Here is a 15,496-nt window from a genome sequence, read left to right as displayed (position 1 = left end):
GAGCGCACCGAGGATCTGCTGACCGATCTCGGCCTGTGGGAGCGCCGCCACGAGAAGGTGGTCGGCTTCTCCCGGGGCATGGGCCGGTAGACCGGGCGGCGGGTGAGCGGTCAGGGGCCGACCCGCCGGACGGTGATCTCGTACTGGTCCACGGCGCCCTCCCACCGGGCCACCAGCGCGCCGCCCTCGTCCCTGGCCGTGCGCATGTCCTGACGGCACAGGGCCAGCTCGTCGGAGCGGGGATCGCAGAACGCGCGCAGGTGCGCCCGGAGCCCGGCGTGCTCCACGGCCGCGACGGCCGCCGCCGTCTCGGGGTCGCCCCCTTCGTACGGCACCAGGCTGTCGAAGCCGTCGCCAATGCCGGTGGCGACGCGGAGGGCGTCGAGGAGCGTGCCGTCCGAGGCGATGGTGGCGCTCGTCACGGACCAGGCCCCGGCCGGCAGGCCGGCCCCGTGGCGGGCCGTCAGGCGCGCCAGCTCGGCGCCGCCGACCTGGGGCCAGCGGTCGGAACCGGCGAGCTTGACGGCCGCCAGCTCGTCCCCGAAGTCGGCCGGCAACTCCGCCGCGGCGTCGATCTCGAACAACGACCGGCTCGGGTCGAACCGCAGCTCGGGGTAGCCGACCTCGTCGAGCAGCAGCAGGTTCTCGCTGGAGATCGTCGCGCGGCCGGCGAGGGCGGCCGGCTCCAGCCACGCCGGATCCCTGTTGAAGCCCGTCTCGTCGAGCCAGTTGCCGGTGTAGCAGGCCGCGTACTCGGCCTCGGGGTCGAAGCCGGAGAGCGGATGGCCCAGTAGGACGCCGAAGGCCTGCCTCAGCGACGACTCCCAGTCGTCACCGGTGGTGGTAGGGGCGGACGTCACGTTCGCGCCTTTCGTCAGTGGGGGGATCGTGACGCGCGGCACGCCCGCCGTCTGGCGTCACTTCTCATGATCAATTGTAGAGTGAGGCATTCGTCCCCCTCCCCCTTCGGGAAGCGTCCTGTGTTACGTCGTCACCGTTCGGCCGTGCCCGCCCTGCTTCTCACCGTTCTGTACGGTGCCGCGCTGACAGTCGCCGCCGTCGTCGCCCTGGTCTCCGGCGAGCTCGGCCCGTTGTGGGGGCTGACGCTGTTCTCGGCCGCGGCCGAAGGCGTCACGGCCACCGGGCCGAACCTGTTCCTCCTGGTCCTGGCCGGGCTGTCCTGGTCCTGGGGGATCTGGCAGATCCTGCGCGGGCCGCCGGCGGGGCCGCCGCCCCCGCGGGACCCCGACACCCTGCGGTTGCGCCTGGCGCTGTACGCCTCGGCGGCCACGACGTTCCTGCTCCACCTCACCGCGTCGATGCAGGCCGACACGACGGTGCTCGACTCCGCGGTGATGTGCGTGCTCGTGGTGCTGTTCATGCGGGTGCTGGGCCGCGGCCGGCCGTACATGCGGGGTGCCGGGCTGCTGGGGTACGGCGGGTTCACCGTCATCGGCGTGCTCGGCCTCCTCGGCCGGCCGGTCCCGGAGGGGGTGGAGCTGGTCTGCGGCCTGGCCGGTCTGGTCTGGACGGTGCTGGTCCTGCGGGCCCAGGGCTCCGACGACCGCTGGGGCACGGCGACCGTCGCGTACGGCGTCGCCGCCCTGGTGACGCCGCTGGTCCTGGTGCTGGCGGCGTTGCCGTTCGCCGGCGGGGAAGGCGCGGCCGAGGCTCTCGGCGTGGTGTCGAGCGTCCTGATGATGATCTGGCTGGCCCGCTCCGCCCACGACCTCGCCGCCCCGCGCCGCCGACCGGGCCGACCGGCCCGACCGGCCCCCGAGGCCACGCCGGAGGCCTGAGCTCGGGGCGAGCCGGCGAACCGGGCCGGTGAACAGGGGCTCAGCGTCTGCGCTGCCTGGTCCTCTCGGTCCTGTCGGCCGCGGAGGTCCCCCGCGGCAACGACGGCCTGGCCAGGGGCGCCAGCGCCGGCCCCTGCCACTGCCGGGGCCGCGGCCGCGCCGCCCCCGACCCCGACCCCGTTCCCTTGTCGTCGTCGGGATTCCCGCCGTCGATGGACAGGATGCGGCCCCTGAACTTGGGGTGCCTGGTCTCCCAGTACCGCCAGCCCTCCACCCTGGACGGCACGTTGGCTATCCCCGAGCCGACCTCGAACTGCTTGCAGGTGCCGAGGACCGACCAAGCCGACCAGCCGATGCGGTAGCCGAAAACGCGGTACCACATATTGCCGTACATCCCTTTAGTGATAGTCCGGCTGTATTCATGGCCAGTGAAGACCATATGCCGCTCTTCGAGGTGTGGCACGCCCATCTTGCGCAGGTTACGCACCAGATCTCCGGTCGTGATCGAGAACTGCTGCTCGTTCTCCGTCTCCCGGAACGCCCTCACCTCGTATTCCCGGGTCACCGTCACCGTGATGGTGCCGCCGGGGCCGTCAATGTAGCGGGTACGGGGAATGAAGAAGTTCCTCGGCGAGAGCGAACGGATTTTGAAGAAGGTGTGCGGGTCGCACCGCGCGTCGCCGTCCGCGTGCGCGGCCAGGGTCATGGCGGGGGTCACGGCGGGGATCATGGCCAGGACGAGGGCCGTCGAGAGCGAGCCGCGCACGGCCACTCGTGTCATGCTCCGCCCAAGACGAGGCGCCGCCGGCCGGGTGGGGTTGCTGAGGGCATTTGCTCGTATTTTGGGTGAGAACATGTACCGTTCCTTTCGGAATGCAGCCCGTAGTCGCTATCCGAACCCATAGACCGGAATGCGGCCCTTCCGCACGCCGATCAGGGCATCTAGACCGGTACGATGTTTACACTTGCCACGAATCACTCATCGACGCCACACCGAAACCGCATTCCCGGTGACCGGCAAGATTCAGTTGTCGGAATGCCATGGCTCAGGGGCATCGCTCAGCGAAATCGTTCCCTCGGACCCCGGGACGCGCGACCGCGTGAAGGCCCGGATCCGTTCGGCGACGACCTCGGGGGCGTTCAGGTCGGGGGCGTTGTGGTCGAGCCCGGCGATGATCTCGTGCCGGGCGTCGGGCATGAGGCGGGCCAGGCGAGCCGGCACATCGGTGAGGTAACCGGGGGACCTGTCGCCGCCGAGCAGCAGCGCCGGGGAGCCGACGGCGGCGTACCTGGCGCCGTCGGAGTCCAGGCGGACGATCTCGCCGATCTCGGCGGGGGTGGTCGCCATCATCGCCCGCGTGTCGCGCCCCTCCGCCCCACGCAGCATCAGGAACGCCAGCGCACGGAACACCGGCGCCGGCGCGTCGCCGACCGGAACCAGGCGGGTGGCCTTGAGGAAGGCCGCCATCGCCGCGGTGTGCCTGCCCTGCGCCAGCAGCCGCTCGAACGCCGGCAGCCAGCCGGCGGGGAAGGAGCCGTCGATGCTGACGCCCGGTTCGTAGACCATGAGCGCGGCCACCCTGCGCCGCAACCCGAGGTGCAGGGCGACGAGACCGCCGTAGCTGTGGCCGAAGACCAGGCGCGCGCCCGTGCGGTCCATGACGGCCAGCGCGTCGTCGACCTCGGTGTCCACGCCGTACGCCGGGCCCTGCGGGCCGCTGCCGCCGCGTCCGCGCCGTTCGATCACGTGCACGCTGTGCGTGCCGGACAGTGCTCGCGCCAGCGCCCCGTAGTGGTGGGCGCGCCGGTTGTTCCCGGGGATCACCAGCAGCCCCGGCCCCCGCCCCGCGCTGAGCACGGCGATCGTCGTGCCGTCCTTCGAGGTCACGTCCGCGCTGCGCCACCGCATCGACTTCTTGCCGCCCATCACGCCCTGCCTTCACGTTGGTGGAGACAGCAGCCTGGCCGCCGGGGCTGTCACCCGGCTGGCAGAACGCTGGCACCGGCGCCCGGGAGGCAGAACGCTCAGGCCCAGTAGTCGCCGTCGGGCAACCGCAGGTACGTGTCCGGTTCCGTGAGCGAGCGGGCGTCGGCCGGGCGCAGCCCCGCGCCGGCGAAGCAGTACGCCTCGGCGCACCCGTCGTACAGGTACGTGCGCAGGATCCCCTCCGGCGAGTCCTCCGGGGAGGCGTCGCCGCCGCCCGGATGGGTGTCCCATTCCTCGACCTCGCCGTCGCGGTACACCCTGCCCTGGTTGCCGCTCTTGGGATTGGCGTACATGCCGTAGGCGACCGTGCCCGCCGACAGCGCCTTCATGACGCCGGGCGTGGCGGCCATGTACCCCCACTCCTGGAAGACGACGCAGCCGCCCGGCACGTCGGTGACGCCGACGAACCGCAGCGCGTCGTCCTCGAACGGATCCTCCTCGACCTCTTCGAGCTCCTCCTCCGTGGCGGGTTCGGCGGCCAGCCGGCGCGCCGCCTCCGCCGCGCTGACACCGCGCACGCACGTCAGGCTGAAGCCGTCGTCGTCGAGGCCCTCCAGGACGCCGACCAGGCGCGCGGCCTCCGCCACGGCCGCCGTCTCGGCCTCGGTGAGCCGGGCGTGGCCGGGCGGGAACGGGAAGAACAGGCCGGGCATCGGACCGGCCAGGCTGAGCCGGCCGGGCGACCAGCCGCCCATCATCGGCCGCCACGGGTCGGCTCCGGCGGCGACCAGCGCACGGGCGTTGTCCGGCTGGTCATGGAAGACCGCCTCCCAGAGCGCGGTGCGGCCCTCGCACTCGGCGTCGACGTCGGCGACCCGGCCGGCCAGCTCGGCGACCACCTCCGGCGAACCGCGCTCGGCGGCGACGTGCAGGGGACGCTCGTCGAAGTACGCGCCTTCGTCGGGGTCGGCGCCCGCGGCCAGCCTGGCGCGGACCAGAGGGAGGTTCCTCCAGCCGTCCCACCCCAGATCGGACCAGCCGGGGGTTTCCTGTGCGGTCATGACAGCTCCTTCAAGATCCGTTATGCGGAGACGAGCGGTGTCATCATGGCGCAGGGCACGGACAATTTTCGAAGATCATCCAGACGGCGACCTTCCGGGACGCCCGCACAGGGAACCCCTTGTCCTCGGCGTCCCACCGAGGACAAGGGCGGGGCCGGATCAGGGCTGGGCGTCCAGCCATTCCCGGAAGGTCGGGCCGGCGAGCCTGGCGTGCGGGCCGGGCAGGAACGCGCCGGCGGCGGCCAGATCGGCATCCGGCACGCCCGCGCCGTCGACGCCCACGACCTTGACGCCCCGGCGGGCGCCCAGGAGCCGGGCCGCCTCCGCCAGCGTCTCCCTGCGCGGACCGGCGATCTCGGGGATCGGCGTGTCCGGCACGGTCGCGGCGACGGCCAGGTCGACCAGCTCCTCGGCCACGACGCGGCAGGCCACGAGCTGGGTGGGCAGCTCCGGGACATAGGCCACGTCACCGGGCTGCCAGTCCAGCAGCTGCCCCACGAACTCGTGGAACTGCGCCGCCCGCAGCACGCGGACGGGAAGCGGCCCGGCCGGCAGCAGCTCCTCGTGCACCCTCTTGGCGGCCAGGAAACCGGCAGTGGCCTTGTCGGCCCCGATGATGGAGGCCACGACGATCCGCGCGACCCCGGCCCGGCGGCCGTGCTCGTGCAGGTTGCGGGCCGAGGCGCGGAAGAACTCCGTCGCCGCCTCCTGGTCGGAGGAGTGCCAGGAGGCGACGTCGATGACGACCTGCGCCCCCGTCAACGCCTCGGCGAGGCCCTGACCGGTGACGACGTCCACGCCGGTGGCGCGGGACATCGGCACGACCCGGTGGCCCCTCTCGGTCAGGACGTCGACGACGTGGCGGCCCAGCCGGCCGGTCGCCCCGGCCACCGCGAACGTGGTGATGCTCATGTCAGGCGCCTCTCTCACTCGCTGTAGTTCCGGCCGGGCGGCATGCCGGGGATCGGCTTGGCGATGAGGGCCGCCGGGGTGAAGAAGCCGATGTGGGCGATCGCCATGACCAGCGACCACATCGCCCTGTCGTCGTACAGCGCCGACGCCCTGGCGTACAGCTCGTCGCTGACGCGCTCCCCCGACGGGTTCGGCGTGAGGACCGCCTCCACCAGCTCCAGCGCGACGCGTTCCGCCTCGGTGAAACAGGTGGCGTCCCGCCAGGTGGCCACGGCGGTGATGCGCTCCTCCGGCTCCCCCAGCCCGCGCAAGTTGGCGGTCTCCCTGACGGTGAAGTACGTGCTGCCCAGCAGCTGCCCGGCGCGCAGCTGCAGCAGCGCGATGGTCACCGGGGGGATCACCCCGTTCCGCAGGGCCTTGTGCAGCCCCTCGCCGACCACCGCCAGCTCGGGGAGAAAAGGGAGGGGGTTGGGCATACGCGACCGCCGGCCGGTCGTCGTGGACATGGACATGAGGAAGACTTCCCTTCGCGTTCTCGACTCGTCGTCGCGCCGCGCGGATCGTCCGCGCGGCGTCCTGACGACCACGAGACGCCGCCGCCCCGGCCCCCGTAACACCGGCGCCCCTGTGACGTAGGCCACCGGCCGGACGTGTTACGCGGCGGCGCACGACGGCGTCTTGTGCGTGTGGCAGTGCGCAGAACCGACAGGCAGGAGCGGGACATGACCGATCACGACGAACACGCCGGGCCGCCCGGCTCCGCCACCCAGGTGTTCGTCGCCCACCGCAACCTGCTGTTCACCGTCGCCTACGAGATGCTCGGCTCGGCCGCCGACGCCGAGGACGTCCTGCAGGAGACCTGGCTGCGATGGGCGGACGTCGACCTCGCCGCCGTCCGGGAGGAGCGCGCCTACCTGGTGCGGATCGTCACCCGGCAGGCGCTCGACCGGCTGCGCGCGCTGGGCCGGCGCAAGGAGTCCTACGTCGGGCCGTGGCTGCCCGAGCCGCTGCTGACCGCCCCCGACGTGGCCGAGGACGTCGAGCTCGCCGAGAGCGTCTCCATGGCGATGCTGCTGGTGCTGGAGACGCTGCAGCCGACCGAGCGGGCGGTGTTCGTGCTGCGCGAGGTGTTCGAGCTGGACTACGACGAGATCGCCGAAGCCGTCGGCAGGAGCCCGTCAGCGGTCCGCCAGATCGCCTACCGGGCGCGGGCGCACGTCGCCGCCCGCCGTCCGCGCGGCACCACCTCCCCGGCCGAGACCCGGGCCGCGCTCCAGGCCTTCCAGCGGGCGGTCGAGACCGGCGAGCTGCAGAGCCTGCTCGACGTCCTCGCGCCGGACGTCGTCGCCCTGAGCGACGGCGGCGGCCGCCGGCACGCCCTGCTGCGGCCCGTCGTGGGCATCGACAACGTGGCCCGCCTGCTGGCCGCGGGCTGGTGGAAGCACGACGCGGACAGATCGGTCGAGCTGGTGCAGATCAACGGCGGGCCCGGGCTGCTCGTGCGGATCGACGGCGAGATCGACGGAGTCGTGGCGGTGCGCGTGGAGAACGGCTACGTCACCGGCGCCTACCACGTGCGCAATCCCGACAAGCTAGCGCGGATGGGACGGGAGACCACCGTGACCCGCTGAGCGCGTCCCGGGTCAGCGCGGGGCGCCGAGCACGCAGAACTCGCTGCCCTCCGGATCGGCCGTGACGACCCACGGCACGTCGCCCTGGCCCACGTCGGCGGGCTCCGCCAGCCGGGCCACCAGCTCCGCCTGATGGGCCTCGGAGGTGGTGGCGAGATCGAGGTGCACGCGGTACCTCACCGTCTCGGGGTCGGGGACGGTGACGACGTCGACGCAGACGGCGCTGGGATCGGGCCAGGCGAACGACCGCGCCGCCGTCGGCACGCCTTTCAGCCGGCGAGCAGGACGGCCAGGAGCCGTTCCGGCGCGCGCAACGGCAGGTAGTGGTCGGCGGCGGCAATGATCTCCAGGCGCGCGCCCGGAATGCCCGCGGCGAGCCGGCGGGCGATCACGCCGATCTCCGGGTGGTCGTGGTCGCCGACCACCACGGTCGTCGGCACCGCGACCCGGTCGAGGAGCTCGACGGCGCCCACCTCCGCGAACAGGGCATGCCCCTTCTCGGCGGCCACCCGCAGCGCGGCGTTCTCGGTGACCATGTCGCGGATCGCCGCGTATCCCGGCGCCCGGTCGCCCAGCGAGGCCCAGAGCGTGAGCTCCATCTCGGCCAGGCGGCCGGGGTCGTCCCCGCGGTCGGCCGCCGCGTAGGCGTCCAGCTCGGGAGAGCGCGGCCAGTCGTGGCCACCGGCCGACGCCGCGACCAGGGTCAAGGAGCGCACCCGTTCCGGGTGCTCCGAGGTGAAGTCGAGCGCGACCTCACCGCCCATGCTCAGCCCCACCAGCGCGGCACGCTCGACGCCGAAGTGGTCGAGGACCGCGAGCAGGTCGTCCTCGTAGCGGAACGGCGCGGTCGGCGGCGTCGAACGGCCCAGGCCCCGCGCGTCGTACCGGATCACGGTGCGGTGGCGCGCGAGCTCGGGGAAGACACCGTCCCACAGGCGGCTGTCGTGCACGGAGCCGTGCAGCAGGACCATGGGAGGACCGTCGCCGGCCCGCTCGGCCCACAGGCGGCCGTCACCGGAGACGGGGAGGTATTCGATCGTCATGGGAGCGATTCGACCACACTCCCCCATTCCAGGAGGACGACGTCCCGGCCGCGGAAATCATCCCCGAGGGGGACGGGGAATCAAGGATCGCTTTGACGACCGCGAAAGGGGACGACTTCTACCGTTCCACCCATGGTCATCAACACGAACACCTTCCGCCGCGCCGCGACCGGCGTCGCACTTGTCCTGGCCACCCTCGCCTTCCCCGCCGCCGCCCAGGCGGCCACGGCGCAGACCTCCACCCCCGTCCTGGTCGGCGTCTACCCCACGTCGGACGCCTGCGCGCGGGCCGCCGCACCGTACACCGCCGCGGGGAAGACCGCTTCCTGCCGCCTGAACAGCATCTACGCCAAGCCCCCCTACTGGCTGCTGTACGTCTCGTAGACCACCCGGATCCCTCGGCTCGGCGTCTGCGATCATCAACGGATGCCCGAGCCGAGAATCCGCGTCGCCGCCTACGTCATCCGTCACCGAACCACCCCCGAACTCCTCGTCTTCGACCACGTCGACGCGCCCGAGGCCGGCACCCAGGTGCCGGCGGGCGGAGTCCTGCCGGACGAGAGCCTGGAACAGGCCGTCCTGCGGGAGGTCGCGGAGGAGACCGGCCTGACCGAGGTCACCGTCGTCGGGCCCATCGCGGTCGACCACAAACCTCGCGAGGACAACGGGCAGCCCCGGCACACGACGTTCTTCCACCTCACCGCCGCCCCCGACACCGCCGACGCCTGGCGCCACCGGGTCCACGGCGACGGCACGGACGCCGGCATGGAGTTCGCGTGCCGCTTCGTCCCGCTACCGCTGACAGACAAGCTGGCCGACACCCAGGACGCCTGGCTCGGTCGCATCGAGGGATGAGCATGGACACCGGCCGGCGCATCTGACACGATCGCCGGTCGGCCGGGGCAGTGGAGGGCGGCCCTGGCCTGCGTGCCGACCCGCGCCGCGCTGCGGGAGGCCGCCGCGTTCCTCCTCGGAGCCGCCGGGGCAGGCTGACCACCCGCGCTCAGGAGGGCCGGGGCGCGGCGGGCGTACGGCGGCGGGCGGTCCTCAGGTGGTAGAGCAGCGCCACGGCCGTGACGCCCGCGGCCGGCAGCCCCAACGCGGCGGGCACGACGGCGAACCACTCCTGGGCCAGCCCGCCCAGGCCCCCGCCGAGAGCCATCCCGATGTAGATGGCCGAGGAGTTGAGGCCGAGCAGGACCGGCGCCGCGGCCGGGCCGAGCGCGATGAGCCGATGCTGCTGGGGCACGACGACGACGCCCAGGGCCACACCCCAGACCGCGGCCCATGCCAGGGTCGACACGAACGTGCCGGTCGCCACCGGCGTGAGGGCCAGCGCGACGGCGGCGACCGCGAGGGGCCCGGTCAGCACGTGCGCGGGGTCGTACCGGTCGACCAGCCGTCCGGCGAGGAGGTTCCCGGCCAGGACCCCGACCCCCCAGGCCAGCAGGACGGCGGCGAACAGCGGTTCGGAGCCGCCCGTCGCCTCCCGCAGGGCCGGCCCGATGTAGGTGTAGAGGGTGTAGGCGCCGAGGAAGACCAGCGTGGTGACGGCCAGCAGCGCCACGACCCGGCCCTCCTTCAGCGGACGCAGCCGCTCCCCCAGCGAGGCGGCGGGCAGCCGCACCTCGGGCAGCCCGGCGGCGATCCCCAGAGCCGCGACCAGGCCGGCCCCGGCGACCGCCCACAGGGTGACGTGCCAGTCGGCACGGCCGATCAGCGTGCCGAGCGGAAGGCCCAACGCCGTCGCCGCCGTCAGCCCGCCCAGCACGAACGCCAGAGCCCTGCCCCGGCGTTCCGCAGGCGCGATCGCCCCCGCGGTGCTGGACGCAGCGGAGTTGATCATCCCGGCGCCCACCGCGGTGACGACGCGGGCGATCATCACCACCTCGTAACCGGTGCCCAGGGCGGTGACGGCGTTGCCGGCCACGAAGACGCCCAACGCGATCAGCAGCGCGGTCCGCCTGTCCAGCCCACCGGTGAGCGCGCCCATGATCGGCGCCGACAGGGCCATCACCAGGGCGAACACCGTCACCAACTGCCCGGCGGCGGGGGTGGAGACCCGCAGGTCGGCGGCGATGGCCGGGAGCAGGCCCGCGATCACGTAGCTGTCGGTGCCGACGGCGAAGGTCGCCAGGGCCAGAGGGAGAAGTCGTCGCAACACCGGACGGTGCCACCTTTCCATAGGGACCTCGGACGTATCGAGGGGAACCCTAGGGAATACATGGATACTTGTCCATATATCCATCAATTGGTAGCGTGACAGGCGTGCGGAACCCAGGGGGCGACCATGCGTGAGGTGTCACAACCGGCCACCGAGGCCATCCGGCTGGTGGAGGTGCTGCGCGCCCTGGCCGACCCCGTGCGCCTCGACCTCGTCCAGCGGCTCGACCGGATGGGCGAGGACCACTGCAACGCCATCGGCGCCGACATCGACGTGCACCAGACCACGCTGTCGCACCACTACCGGGTGCTGCGCGAGGCCGGCGTGACATGGACGACGGTGCAGGGCCGCGCCCGGCTGGTCCGGCTGCGCCGGGAGGACCTCGACACCCTCTTCCCCGGCCTGCTCGACTCCGTGCTCGCCGCACAACGCCGCACCCCCGACACCACGAAGTCGCCGGCGCCGCACTCGGCCATCCCGACCGAGGCCCCTTAAGGGCACAGCGCAGAGGTCAGCAAGGCCATGGCCGCCTGATGAGGATCGCCGGAGAACGGCGTGATCGACAACGTGACCTGCCGCGAACCGTCGGCCGAGCTGAACGCCACCGTGAGATAGCCCGGAGCTCCGCCGCCATGGCCGAACGCCGTGCCACAGGGAAGAGGCGCCAGCTCCAACCCCAGCCCATACCCCTCGCTCGTGCCGGGATCCTTCATCTCCTTCAGCAGATCAGCGCGCAGCAGCTTGCCCTGGAACAGGGCGCGGTAGAACCGGTTGACGTCCCCGGTGGTGGAGACGATCTCACCCGCCGCCCCGGCCATCGTGGGATTGAACCGTGTGACGTCAACAGGGACGACCCCGCCACCCCTGGTGACCGGCACATATGCGTGGGCATGCGGCCCGTGCACCTCCGGCGAGGCTCCCGGCACGCGGGTGTGCCGCAGCCCGAGCGGCCGCAGGATCCGCTCCCTGATCTCCGTCGCGTACGGCCTGCCGGTCACCCCCTCGATCAGCATGCCAAGCACGATGTAGTTGGTGTTGGAGTACCTGTACGCGGACCCGGGCGGAAAATCGCGCGGGAGCTTCTCCGCTCTTTCCACCAGTTCACCTGCCGACCAGGTGCGGTAACGCTCCTTGGGGATGCCCGCCTCGTCCATCATGCCCGTGGAGTACTCGGGAAGGCCGCTGGTGTGCTGGAGGAGGTGCCTGATCGTGATGTCGGCGCCCCCGTCCACGAGCCCCGGCAGCCACCGCTCCACACTGTCGGACAGGCGCAGCCTTCCCTCCCCCACCAGCTGAAGCACCACGCTCGCCGTGAACGACTTGGTCACACTCCCGGCCCGGAAGCGCCCGTCCACCGGGGCCGGCCGGGCACTGTTCATCGTCGCCCTGCCACTGGCGGCTCGCCAGGTCCTGTCCCCGTCGCGAACCTCGGCGATCGCGGCCACCGCACCGCCCGCGACGACCTTGTCCAGCATCGCCCGCAAACTCGGGCCCTCCGCCGCCGCCGTAGCGGCCATGGCGGGCGTCGCCGTCAACGACACGGTCAAGCACGCCACGACGGCCGCACTGGTACGTCTTCCCCTCACGTCACTCCTCCGATACGGCGGAGTCCGGCTCTCGGCCTCCGCCGTACCAAGATCCGGCACGAGAGGGCGGCACGGCGTCGGAGTAATCCCCTACGGAAACCCTGAATCCCCACCGACGACCTCCGCCCTGGGAAGGACGCCCTGTCGGCCTTCTGGCCAACCCGCAGGGCTACGAGGCGAGCAGATCGAAATGGAAGCCGACGAAGAACAGCCCCAAGGACACCCACTTCAACGTCATCGGAAGCTCCGGATCCTGCAACGTCCGGCCGGCCCTGACCGCGAGCAGGCCCGCGGCCCCGCCGAGCATCGACCCGAGCAGCAGCCCCAGATACCATGGCACGTCGGTCTGCTCCTCGACCAACGCGACGGCCGCCCCTGTGACGACACCGACGATGAAGGGCCCCCCGGTGGGTCTTCTCGCCATGAACCGGGTCAGCCGCGCGCCATAGCGGCTCAGCCTCTCCGGTCCCACCAGGTCGACGACGACCGCCGCGCCGGACACGAACGAGAGGATCTTGCCGAAGCGGCCCCACCAGATCATCGGCAGGCCGAGCAGATCGTTGCCGAGCGTGGACCTGCCGTGCAGCCACAATCCCCACGCGTCGAAGTAGCTGATGTCCGCCACGACCGGAGCATAGAAGCGGGCTCCGGCGACGCCTAGGTCTGTCGGTGCTCGGTTTTTGCCGGGCGGGATTCGCGTGAGCGAATCCTGAGGACCGCCTTTACATTGTAGATTCGGTAAGGATGCTCGCGCTCAGCCGGGCGCACAGGTCCCACACGGCGTTCTGGTTGCGTTCGTCGAGCGCGCTGGCCGGCAGCGGCTTGCGGCGGCACCGGTCGTCGAAGTAGGCGCCGGTCAGGCCCTCCACCTCCGTGCTCGCGGCCAGGTGGATGCTGGAGCGGGCCGATCGGGTCAGGTCCGACAGGAAGAGCGGCGCGACGACCTTCAGCACCAGAGGCGCGATCGGCCGGTAGAGCCTCGGGAACGCGCCGATCGGGGTCGCCCTGTTCATCGGCGTGTAGCCGTGCCCGGGGTAGACCACGTTGGCCGTCACCCCCGTGCCGCGCAGTTCCCGGGCGAGCCGGGCGGTCAGCGCCATCGTCATGGTCTTGGTGTGGTTGTAGTGGCTGAACGTCCACCCGATGAAGCGCCGCTCCCCCAGCAGGTTGTCGTGCTCGATGGGGCCGCCGGGGATGCCGCCCGTCAGGTTGACGACCCGGGCGCGGCCGGCGCGCCTCAGCTGCGGCAGCAGCAGGTGGGTGAGGGTGAACGGGGCGAGGACGTGCGCGGCGAACATCTTCTCCACGCCATCGTCGGTCAGCTCGCGGCGCGGCCGGTTCAGGCCGACGTTGTTGACCAGGACGTCCAGCGTGTCGTGGCGCTCGGCGACCTGGGAGGCGATCTGGCGCAGGCCCTGGAGGCCGGTGAGGTCGGCGGCGAGGGCGTCCACCCGATCGTGTCCGGCGCTGGCGCGGATCTCCTGCGCGGCGCGCTGCGCCTGGCCGCGGTCGATCCCCACCAGGACGACGGAGGCTCCGAGCTTGGCCAGGCCGCGCGCGGTCTCCATGCCGATGCCCCCGGTGCTGCCGGTGATCAGGGCGGTCCTGCCGGTCAGGTCGTTCAATGTCATCTCTGCTTGTCTCCTCTCGGTCGGGACGCTGGTGTCAGCGCGAGATCAGTTCTTGCGTCAGCTCATGGAGGCGCAGGGCGTCGTCCCGGTCGAAGGCGCGGCCGTCCAGCGGCAGCCGGCGCCTGCCCCAGTGGGCGGTGAAAGGCTCGGCCGGCGGGTCGTCCAGGAGCGCGATCATCGGCTCGGTCGCCTTCGGCACCGACGTGGCGCGGCCCGCAGCACGTCGTGCAGGCCGTGGCTCAGCACGAAACGGCTGAGGTAGGCCAGCGCGAAGCTGTGCTCGAAGCCTTCGCCGGTGGTCACGCGGCCGCCGAGGAGCCGGTAACGCTGGGCGCAGAGGATCAGCTTGTCCACGACCGGATGGTCCGCGGCGAGGCGTTCGACGACGCCCCGGCAGGCGGCCAGCGAGGTGAGGTCGGCGCGTACGAACGTGGCCCGCCCGGCCAGCGCCTCGGCCTCCGCGAGCAGGGCCTCCCCCTTTCCGGCGGTGCTGCCGAGGGCCACCACGTGAGCGCCCTGCCGGAGGTGGTGAAGGGCCAGCCCCTTGCCGAGCCCGTCGGTGCCGCCAGTGATGATCACGGTCTGCATGTTCACCTGCTCTCGTCGGCACATCCACCGAAGTGGATATGACATATCCGCTTACGTGATGGAGCCTAACACGAAGCGGATATGATGTATCCAGTTAGCCGACGGACGGGATGCCATGAGCGAAGAGACACCGGCGCTGCGCCGCGACGCCGAGCACAACCGGCAGCGCACCCTGGCGGCGGCGCGGGAGGTGTTCGCCGCGCGCGGGCTGCAGGCCACGCTCAACGACGTCGCCCACCACGCGGGGCTCGGCGTCGGCACCGTCTACCGCCGCTTCCCCAACAAGGAGGCCCTGGCCGAGGCCGTCTACGCCGGCAAGCTCGACGACATCCGCGCCGCGGCACAGACCGCGCAGGCGGCACAGGACGCCTACCAAGCCCTCAGAGCCTTCATCGAACACGCCCTGGAACAGGCCGCGACCGACCGCGGGCTGCGCGAGCTGATGCGGCGGGGCGCGGGCGAGAGCGAGCTGATCGAGCGGGCCAGGGAAGGCATCGCCGAGTCCTGCGGCCGCCTCATCGCCCGCGCCAAGGAGCAGGGCACGCTGCGCGCCGACATCACGGTGGGCGACATCGCGCCCATCGTCTCGATGATCGACTCGGTGATGGACCTGCCGTCCTCCGGCGCCGCGCAACCGTGGCGCCGCTACCTCGCGCTCATCCTCGACGGCCTGCGCACCGGACGAGGCACGCCCTGAAGGCAGCGTTAAGGAAGCCGCCGCAGCCTTAAGGACGGCCCACAAGTGTTTCCCAAGTCTCCTGGCACATCTTGACGGCTGAACGCCGTTCCCTGAGGAGAAGAGGAAACATGAGCATTCGACGTCTGACCGCGGCCGCCCTCGTCGCGGGTGGGCTCGCTTTCGGCGCCGTGACCGGCTCCGCCATGCCTGCGTCCGCCGTGTCCGCGTCGGCCGTGTCGGGGTCGTGGCACCTCGCGGGGTATTACCAGTACCGCGACCAGTGTGTGCGGGCCGGTTTCAGCGCCGTCACCAGCGGGGGCATCGTCCAGGATTTCCGGTGCGAGGTGTCCGGCTCGCGCTTCGCGCTCAGCCTCTTCTACTGATCAACGTGACGGCGGCGGCCCGCTCGGCCGCCGCCGTGCGGCCGTTGCCGGGAACGTCCCGAATCAGATCAGGCATGAGGTTGTGGCGTGAG

General features: G+C 71.9%; 20 protein-coding genes and 1 pseudogene. 7 read left to right on the top strand and 14 right to left on the bottom strand.

Annotation, left to right across the window (positions count from 1 at the left end; all coding sequences use genetic code 11):
- Positions 1 to 110: 110 nt before the first annotated feature.
- The gene (locus ACWEJ6_RS45210) at positions 111 to 860 is read right to left on the bottom strand and encodes a hypothetical protein (RefSeq protein WP_452431590.1); all 750 of its coding nucleotides are present in this window, start codon (positions 858 to 860) and stop codon (positions 111 to 113) included.
- Between the two features lie 144 nt (positions 861 to 1,004).
- Between ACWEJ6_RS45210 and ACWEJ6_RS45205 the strand changes: the two genes are divergently transcribed.
- Positions 1,005 to 1,799, top strand: a complete 795-nt coding sequence (locus ACWEJ6_RS45205) for a hypothetical protein (protein ID WP_452431589.1) — start codon at positions 1,005 to 1,007, stop codon at positions 1,797 to 1,799.
- A gap of 40 nt (positions 1,800 to 1,839) precedes the next feature.
- Here ACWEJ6_RS45205 and ACWEJ6_RS45200 read toward each other — a convergent pair whose 3' ends face one another.
- From ACWEJ6_RS45200 to ACWEJ6_RS45180, 5 genes are all read right to left on the bottom strand, one after another.
- Positions 1,840 to 2,571, bottom strand: a complete 732-nt coding sequence (locus ACWEJ6_RS45200; RefSeq protein WP_452431588.1) for a hypothetical protein — start codon at positions 2,569 to 2,571, stop codon at positions 1,840 to 1,842.
- 252 nt (positions 2,572 to 2,823) lie between these two features.
- Complete coding sequence (locus ACWEJ6_RS45195; RefSeq protein WP_387682529.1) at positions 2,824 to 3,726, bottom strand: alpha/beta fold hydrolase; 903 nt, start codon at positions 3,724 to 3,726, stop codon at positions 2,824 to 2,826.
- A 98-nt stretch (positions 3,727 to 3,824) separates the two neighbouring features.
- Positions 3,825 to 4,787 carry an ankyrin repeat domain-containing protein gene (locus ACWEJ6_RS45190; RefSeq protein ID WP_452431587.1) on the bottom strand — a complete coding sequence of 321 codons (963 nt, stop codon included), beginning with the start codon at positions 4,785 to 4,787 and terminating at the stop codon, positions 3,825 to 3,827.
- 159 nt (positions 4,788 to 4,946) lie between these two features.
- Positions 4,947 to 5,699, bottom strand: a complete 753-nt coding sequence (locus ACWEJ6_RS45185) for an SDR family oxidoreductase (RefSeq protein ID WP_452431586.1) — start codon at positions 5,697 to 5,699, stop codon at positions 4,947 to 4,949.
- 14 nt (positions 5,700 to 5,713) lie between these two features.
- Complete coding sequence (locus ACWEJ6_RS45180) at positions 5,714 to 6,205, bottom strand: carboxymuconolactone decarboxylase family protein (RefSeq protein ID WP_452431585.1); 492 nt, start codon at positions 6,203 to 6,205, stop codon at positions 5,714 to 5,716.
- Positions 6,206 to 6,421: 216 nt separating this feature from the next.
- Here ACWEJ6_RS45180 and ACWEJ6_RS45175 point away from each other — a divergent pair, with 216 nt between their 5' ends.
- The gene (locus ACWEJ6_RS45175) at positions 6,422 to 7,330 is read left to right on the top strand and encodes an RNA polymerase sigma-70 factor (RefSeq protein WP_387682540.1); all 909 of its coding nucleotides are present in this window, start codon (positions 6,422 to 6,424) and stop codon (positions 7,328 to 7,330) included.
- 27 nt (positions 7,331 to 7,357) lie between these two features.
- Here the strand turns inward: ACWEJ6_RS45175 and ACWEJ6_RS45170 are convergent.
- Both ACWEJ6_RS45170 and ACWEJ6_RS45165 read right to left on the bottom strand, forming a co-directional pair.
- A pseudogene (locus tag ACWEJ6_RS45170) lies at positions 7,358 to 7,573 on the bottom strand (VOC family protein); the annotation flags it as partial.
- 26 nt (positions 7,574 to 7,599) lie between these two features.
- Positions 7,600 to 8,373 (bottom strand): alpha/beta fold hydrolase, encoded by a 774-nt coding sequence (locus ACWEJ6_RS45165; protein ID WP_452431584.1) that lies wholly within the window; start codon positions 8,371 to 8,373, stop codon positions 7,600 to 7,602.
- 132 nt (positions 8,374 to 8,505) lie between these two features.
- Between ACWEJ6_RS45165 and ACWEJ6_RS45160 the strand changes: the two genes are divergently transcribed.
- Both ACWEJ6_RS45160 and ACWEJ6_RS45155 read left to right on the top strand, forming a co-directional pair.
- A complete protein-coding gene (locus ACWEJ6_RS45160) occupies positions 8,506 to 8,757 on the top strand; it encodes a hypothetical protein (RefSeq protein ID WP_358302118.1) in 252 nt (83 codons plus the stop codon).
- 42 nt (positions 8,758 to 8,799) lie between these two features.
- Complete coding sequence (locus tag ACWEJ6_RS45155; RefSeq protein WP_452431583.1) at positions 8,800 to 9,228, top strand: NUDIX hydrolase; 429 nt, start codon at positions 8,800 to 8,802, stop codon at positions 9,226 to 9,228.
- Between the two features lie 148 nt (positions 9,229 to 9,376).
- On the opposite strand, the gene ACWEJ6_RS45150 is transcribed toward ACWEJ6_RS45155, so the two are convergent.
- Positions 9,377 to 10,534, bottom strand: coding sequence for an MFS transporter (locus ACWEJ6_RS45150; RefSeq protein ID WP_452431582.1), 1,158 nt, complete (start codon positions 10,532 to 10,534; stop codon positions 9,377 to 9,379).
- 129 nt (positions 10,535 to 10,663) lie between these two features.
- Here ACWEJ6_RS45150 and ACWEJ6_RS45145 point away from each other — a divergent pair, with 129 nt between their 5' ends.
- Complete coding sequence (locus tag ACWEJ6_RS45145) at positions 10,664 to 11,032, top strand: ArsR/SmtB family transcription factor (RefSeq protein ID WP_452431581.1); 369 nt, start codon at positions 10,664 to 10,666, stop codon at positions 11,030 to 11,032.
- Here the strand turns inward: ACWEJ6_RS45145 and ACWEJ6_RS45140 are convergent.
- The 5 genes from ACWEJ6_RS45140 to ACWEJ6_RS45120 form a co-directional block, all read right to left on the bottom strand.
- On the bottom strand, positions 11,029 to 11,982 hold the full coding sequence (locus ACWEJ6_RS45140; protein WP_452431580.1) for a serine hydrolase domain-containing protein: 954 nt from the start codon (positions 11,980 to 11,982) through the stop codon (positions 11,029 to 11,031). The genes ACWEJ6_RS45145 and ACWEJ6_RS45140 overlap by 4 nt on opposite strands.
- 310 nt (positions 11,983 to 12,292) lie before the next feature.
- Positions 12,293 to 12,748: a hypothetical protein gene (locus ACWEJ6_RS45135; RefSeq protein ID WP_452431579.1), complete on the bottom strand. Its 456-nt coding sequence runs from the start codon at positions 12,746 to 12,748 to the stop codon at positions 12,293 to 12,295.
- Between the two features lie 97 nt (positions 12,749 to 12,845).
- Positions 12,846 to 13,754: an SDR family NAD(P)-dependent oxidoreductase gene (locus ACWEJ6_RS45130; RefSeq protein WP_452431578.1), complete on the bottom strand. Its 909-nt coding sequence runs from the start codon at positions 13,752 to 13,754 to the stop codon at positions 12,846 to 12,848.
- A 34-nt stretch (positions 13,755 to 13,788) separates the two neighbouring features.
- Positions 13,789 to 13,932 (bottom strand): hypothetical protein, encoded by a 144-nt coding sequence (locus tag ACWEJ6_RS45125; protein ID WP_452431577.1) that lies wholly within the window; start codon positions 13,930 to 13,932, stop codon positions 13,789 to 13,791.
- Positions 13,929 to 14,342 (bottom strand): SDR family NAD(P)-dependent oxidoreductase, encoded by a 414-nt coding sequence (locus tag ACWEJ6_RS45120; RefSeq protein WP_452431576.1) that lies wholly within the window; start codon positions 14,340 to 14,342, stop codon positions 13,929 to 13,931. The genes ACWEJ6_RS45125 and ACWEJ6_RS45120 overlap by 4 nt, the downstream gene beginning before the upstream one ends.
- A 115-nt stretch (positions 14,343 to 14,457) precedes the next feature.
- Here ACWEJ6_RS45120 and ACWEJ6_RS45115 point away from each other — a divergent pair, with 115 nt between their 5' ends.
- Together ACWEJ6_RS45115 and ACWEJ6_RS45110 are read left to right on the top strand one after the other, a co-directional pair.
- Positions 14,458 to 15,039, top strand: a complete 582-nt coding sequence (locus tag ACWEJ6_RS45115) for a TetR/AcrR family transcriptional regulator (RefSeq protein ID WP_452431575.1) — start codon at positions 14,458 to 14,460, stop codon at positions 15,037 to 15,039.
- A 110-nt stretch (positions 15,040 to 15,149) separates the two neighbouring features.
- The gene (locus tag ACWEJ6_RS45110; protein ID WP_364342478.1) at positions 15,150 to 15,404 is read left to right on the top strand and encodes a hypothetical protein; all 255 of its coding nucleotides are present in this window, start codon (positions 15,150 to 15,152) and stop codon (positions 15,402 to 15,404) included.
- Positions 15,405 to 15,496: the final 92 nt, after the last annotated feature.

Source organism: Nonomuraea sp. NPDC004702 (genome assembly GCF_053601695.1).
Note: the sequence above shows the minus strand (reverse complement) of the source record. Positions and strands in the feature narration are given on the sequence as shown.

Excerpts from the sequence above, each read along its gene's own strand:
- ACWEJ6_RS45185 (WP_452431586.1), bottom strand. The coding sequence starts at position 5,699 with ATGAGCATCACCACGTTCGCGGTGGCCGGGGCGACCGGCCGGCTGGGC.
- ACWEJ6_RS45155 (WP_452431583.1), top strand. The coding sequence starts at position 8,800 with ATGCCCGAGCCGAGAATCCGCGTCGCCGCCTACGTCATCCGTCACCGA.
- ACWEJ6_RS45145 (WP_452431581.1), top strand. The coding sequence starts at position 10,664 with ATGCGTGAGGTGTCACAACCGGCCACCGAGGCCATCCGGCTGGTGGAG.
- ACWEJ6_RS45120 (WP_452431576.1), bottom strand. The coding sequence starts at position 14,342 with ATGCAGACCGTGATCATCACTGGCGGCACCGACGGGCTCGGCAAGGGG.
- ACWEJ6_RS45115 (WP_452431575.1), top strand. The coding sequence starts at position 14,458 with ATGAGCGAAGAGACACCGGCGCTGCGCCGCGACGCCGAGCACAACCGG.
- ACWEJ6_RS45175 (WP_387682540.1), top strand. The coding sequence starts at position 6,422 with ATGACCGATCACGACGAACACGCCGGGCCGCCCGGCTCCGCCACCCAG.
- ACWEJ6_RS45110 (WP_364342478.1), top strand. The coding sequence starts at position 15,150 with ATGAGCATTCGACGTCTGACCGCGGCCGCCCTCGTCGCGGGTGGGCTC.
- ACWEJ6_RS45195 (WP_387682529.1), bottom strand. The coding sequence starts at position 3,726 with ATGGGCGGCAAGAAGTCGATGCGGTGGCGCAGCGCGGACGTGACCTCG.
- ACWEJ6_RS45180 (WP_452431585.1), bottom strand. The coding sequence starts at position 6,205 with ATGTCCACGACGACCGGCCGGCGGTCGCGTATGCCCAACCCCCTCCCT.
- ACWEJ6_RS45125 (WP_452431577.1), bottom strand. The coding sequence starts at position 13,932 with ATGATCGCGCTCCTGGACGACCCGCCGGCCGAGCCTTTCACCGCCCAC.
- ACWEJ6_RS45190 (WP_452431587.1), bottom strand. The coding sequence starts at position 4,787 with ATGACCGCACAGGAAACCCCCGGCTGGTCCGATCTGGGGTGGGACGGC.
- ACWEJ6_RS45160 (WP_358302118.1), top strand. The coding sequence starts at position 8,506 with ATGGTCATCAACACGAACACCTTCCGCCGCGCCGCGACCGGCGTCGCA.
- ACWEJ6_RS45130 (WP_452431578.1), bottom strand. The coding sequence starts at position 13,754 with ATGACATTGAACGACCTGACCGGCAGGACCGCCCTGATCACCGGCAGC.
- ACWEJ6_RS45165 (WP_452431584.1), bottom strand. The coding sequence starts at position 8,373 with ATGACGATCGAATACCTCCCCGTCTCCGGTGACGGCCGCCTGTGGGCC.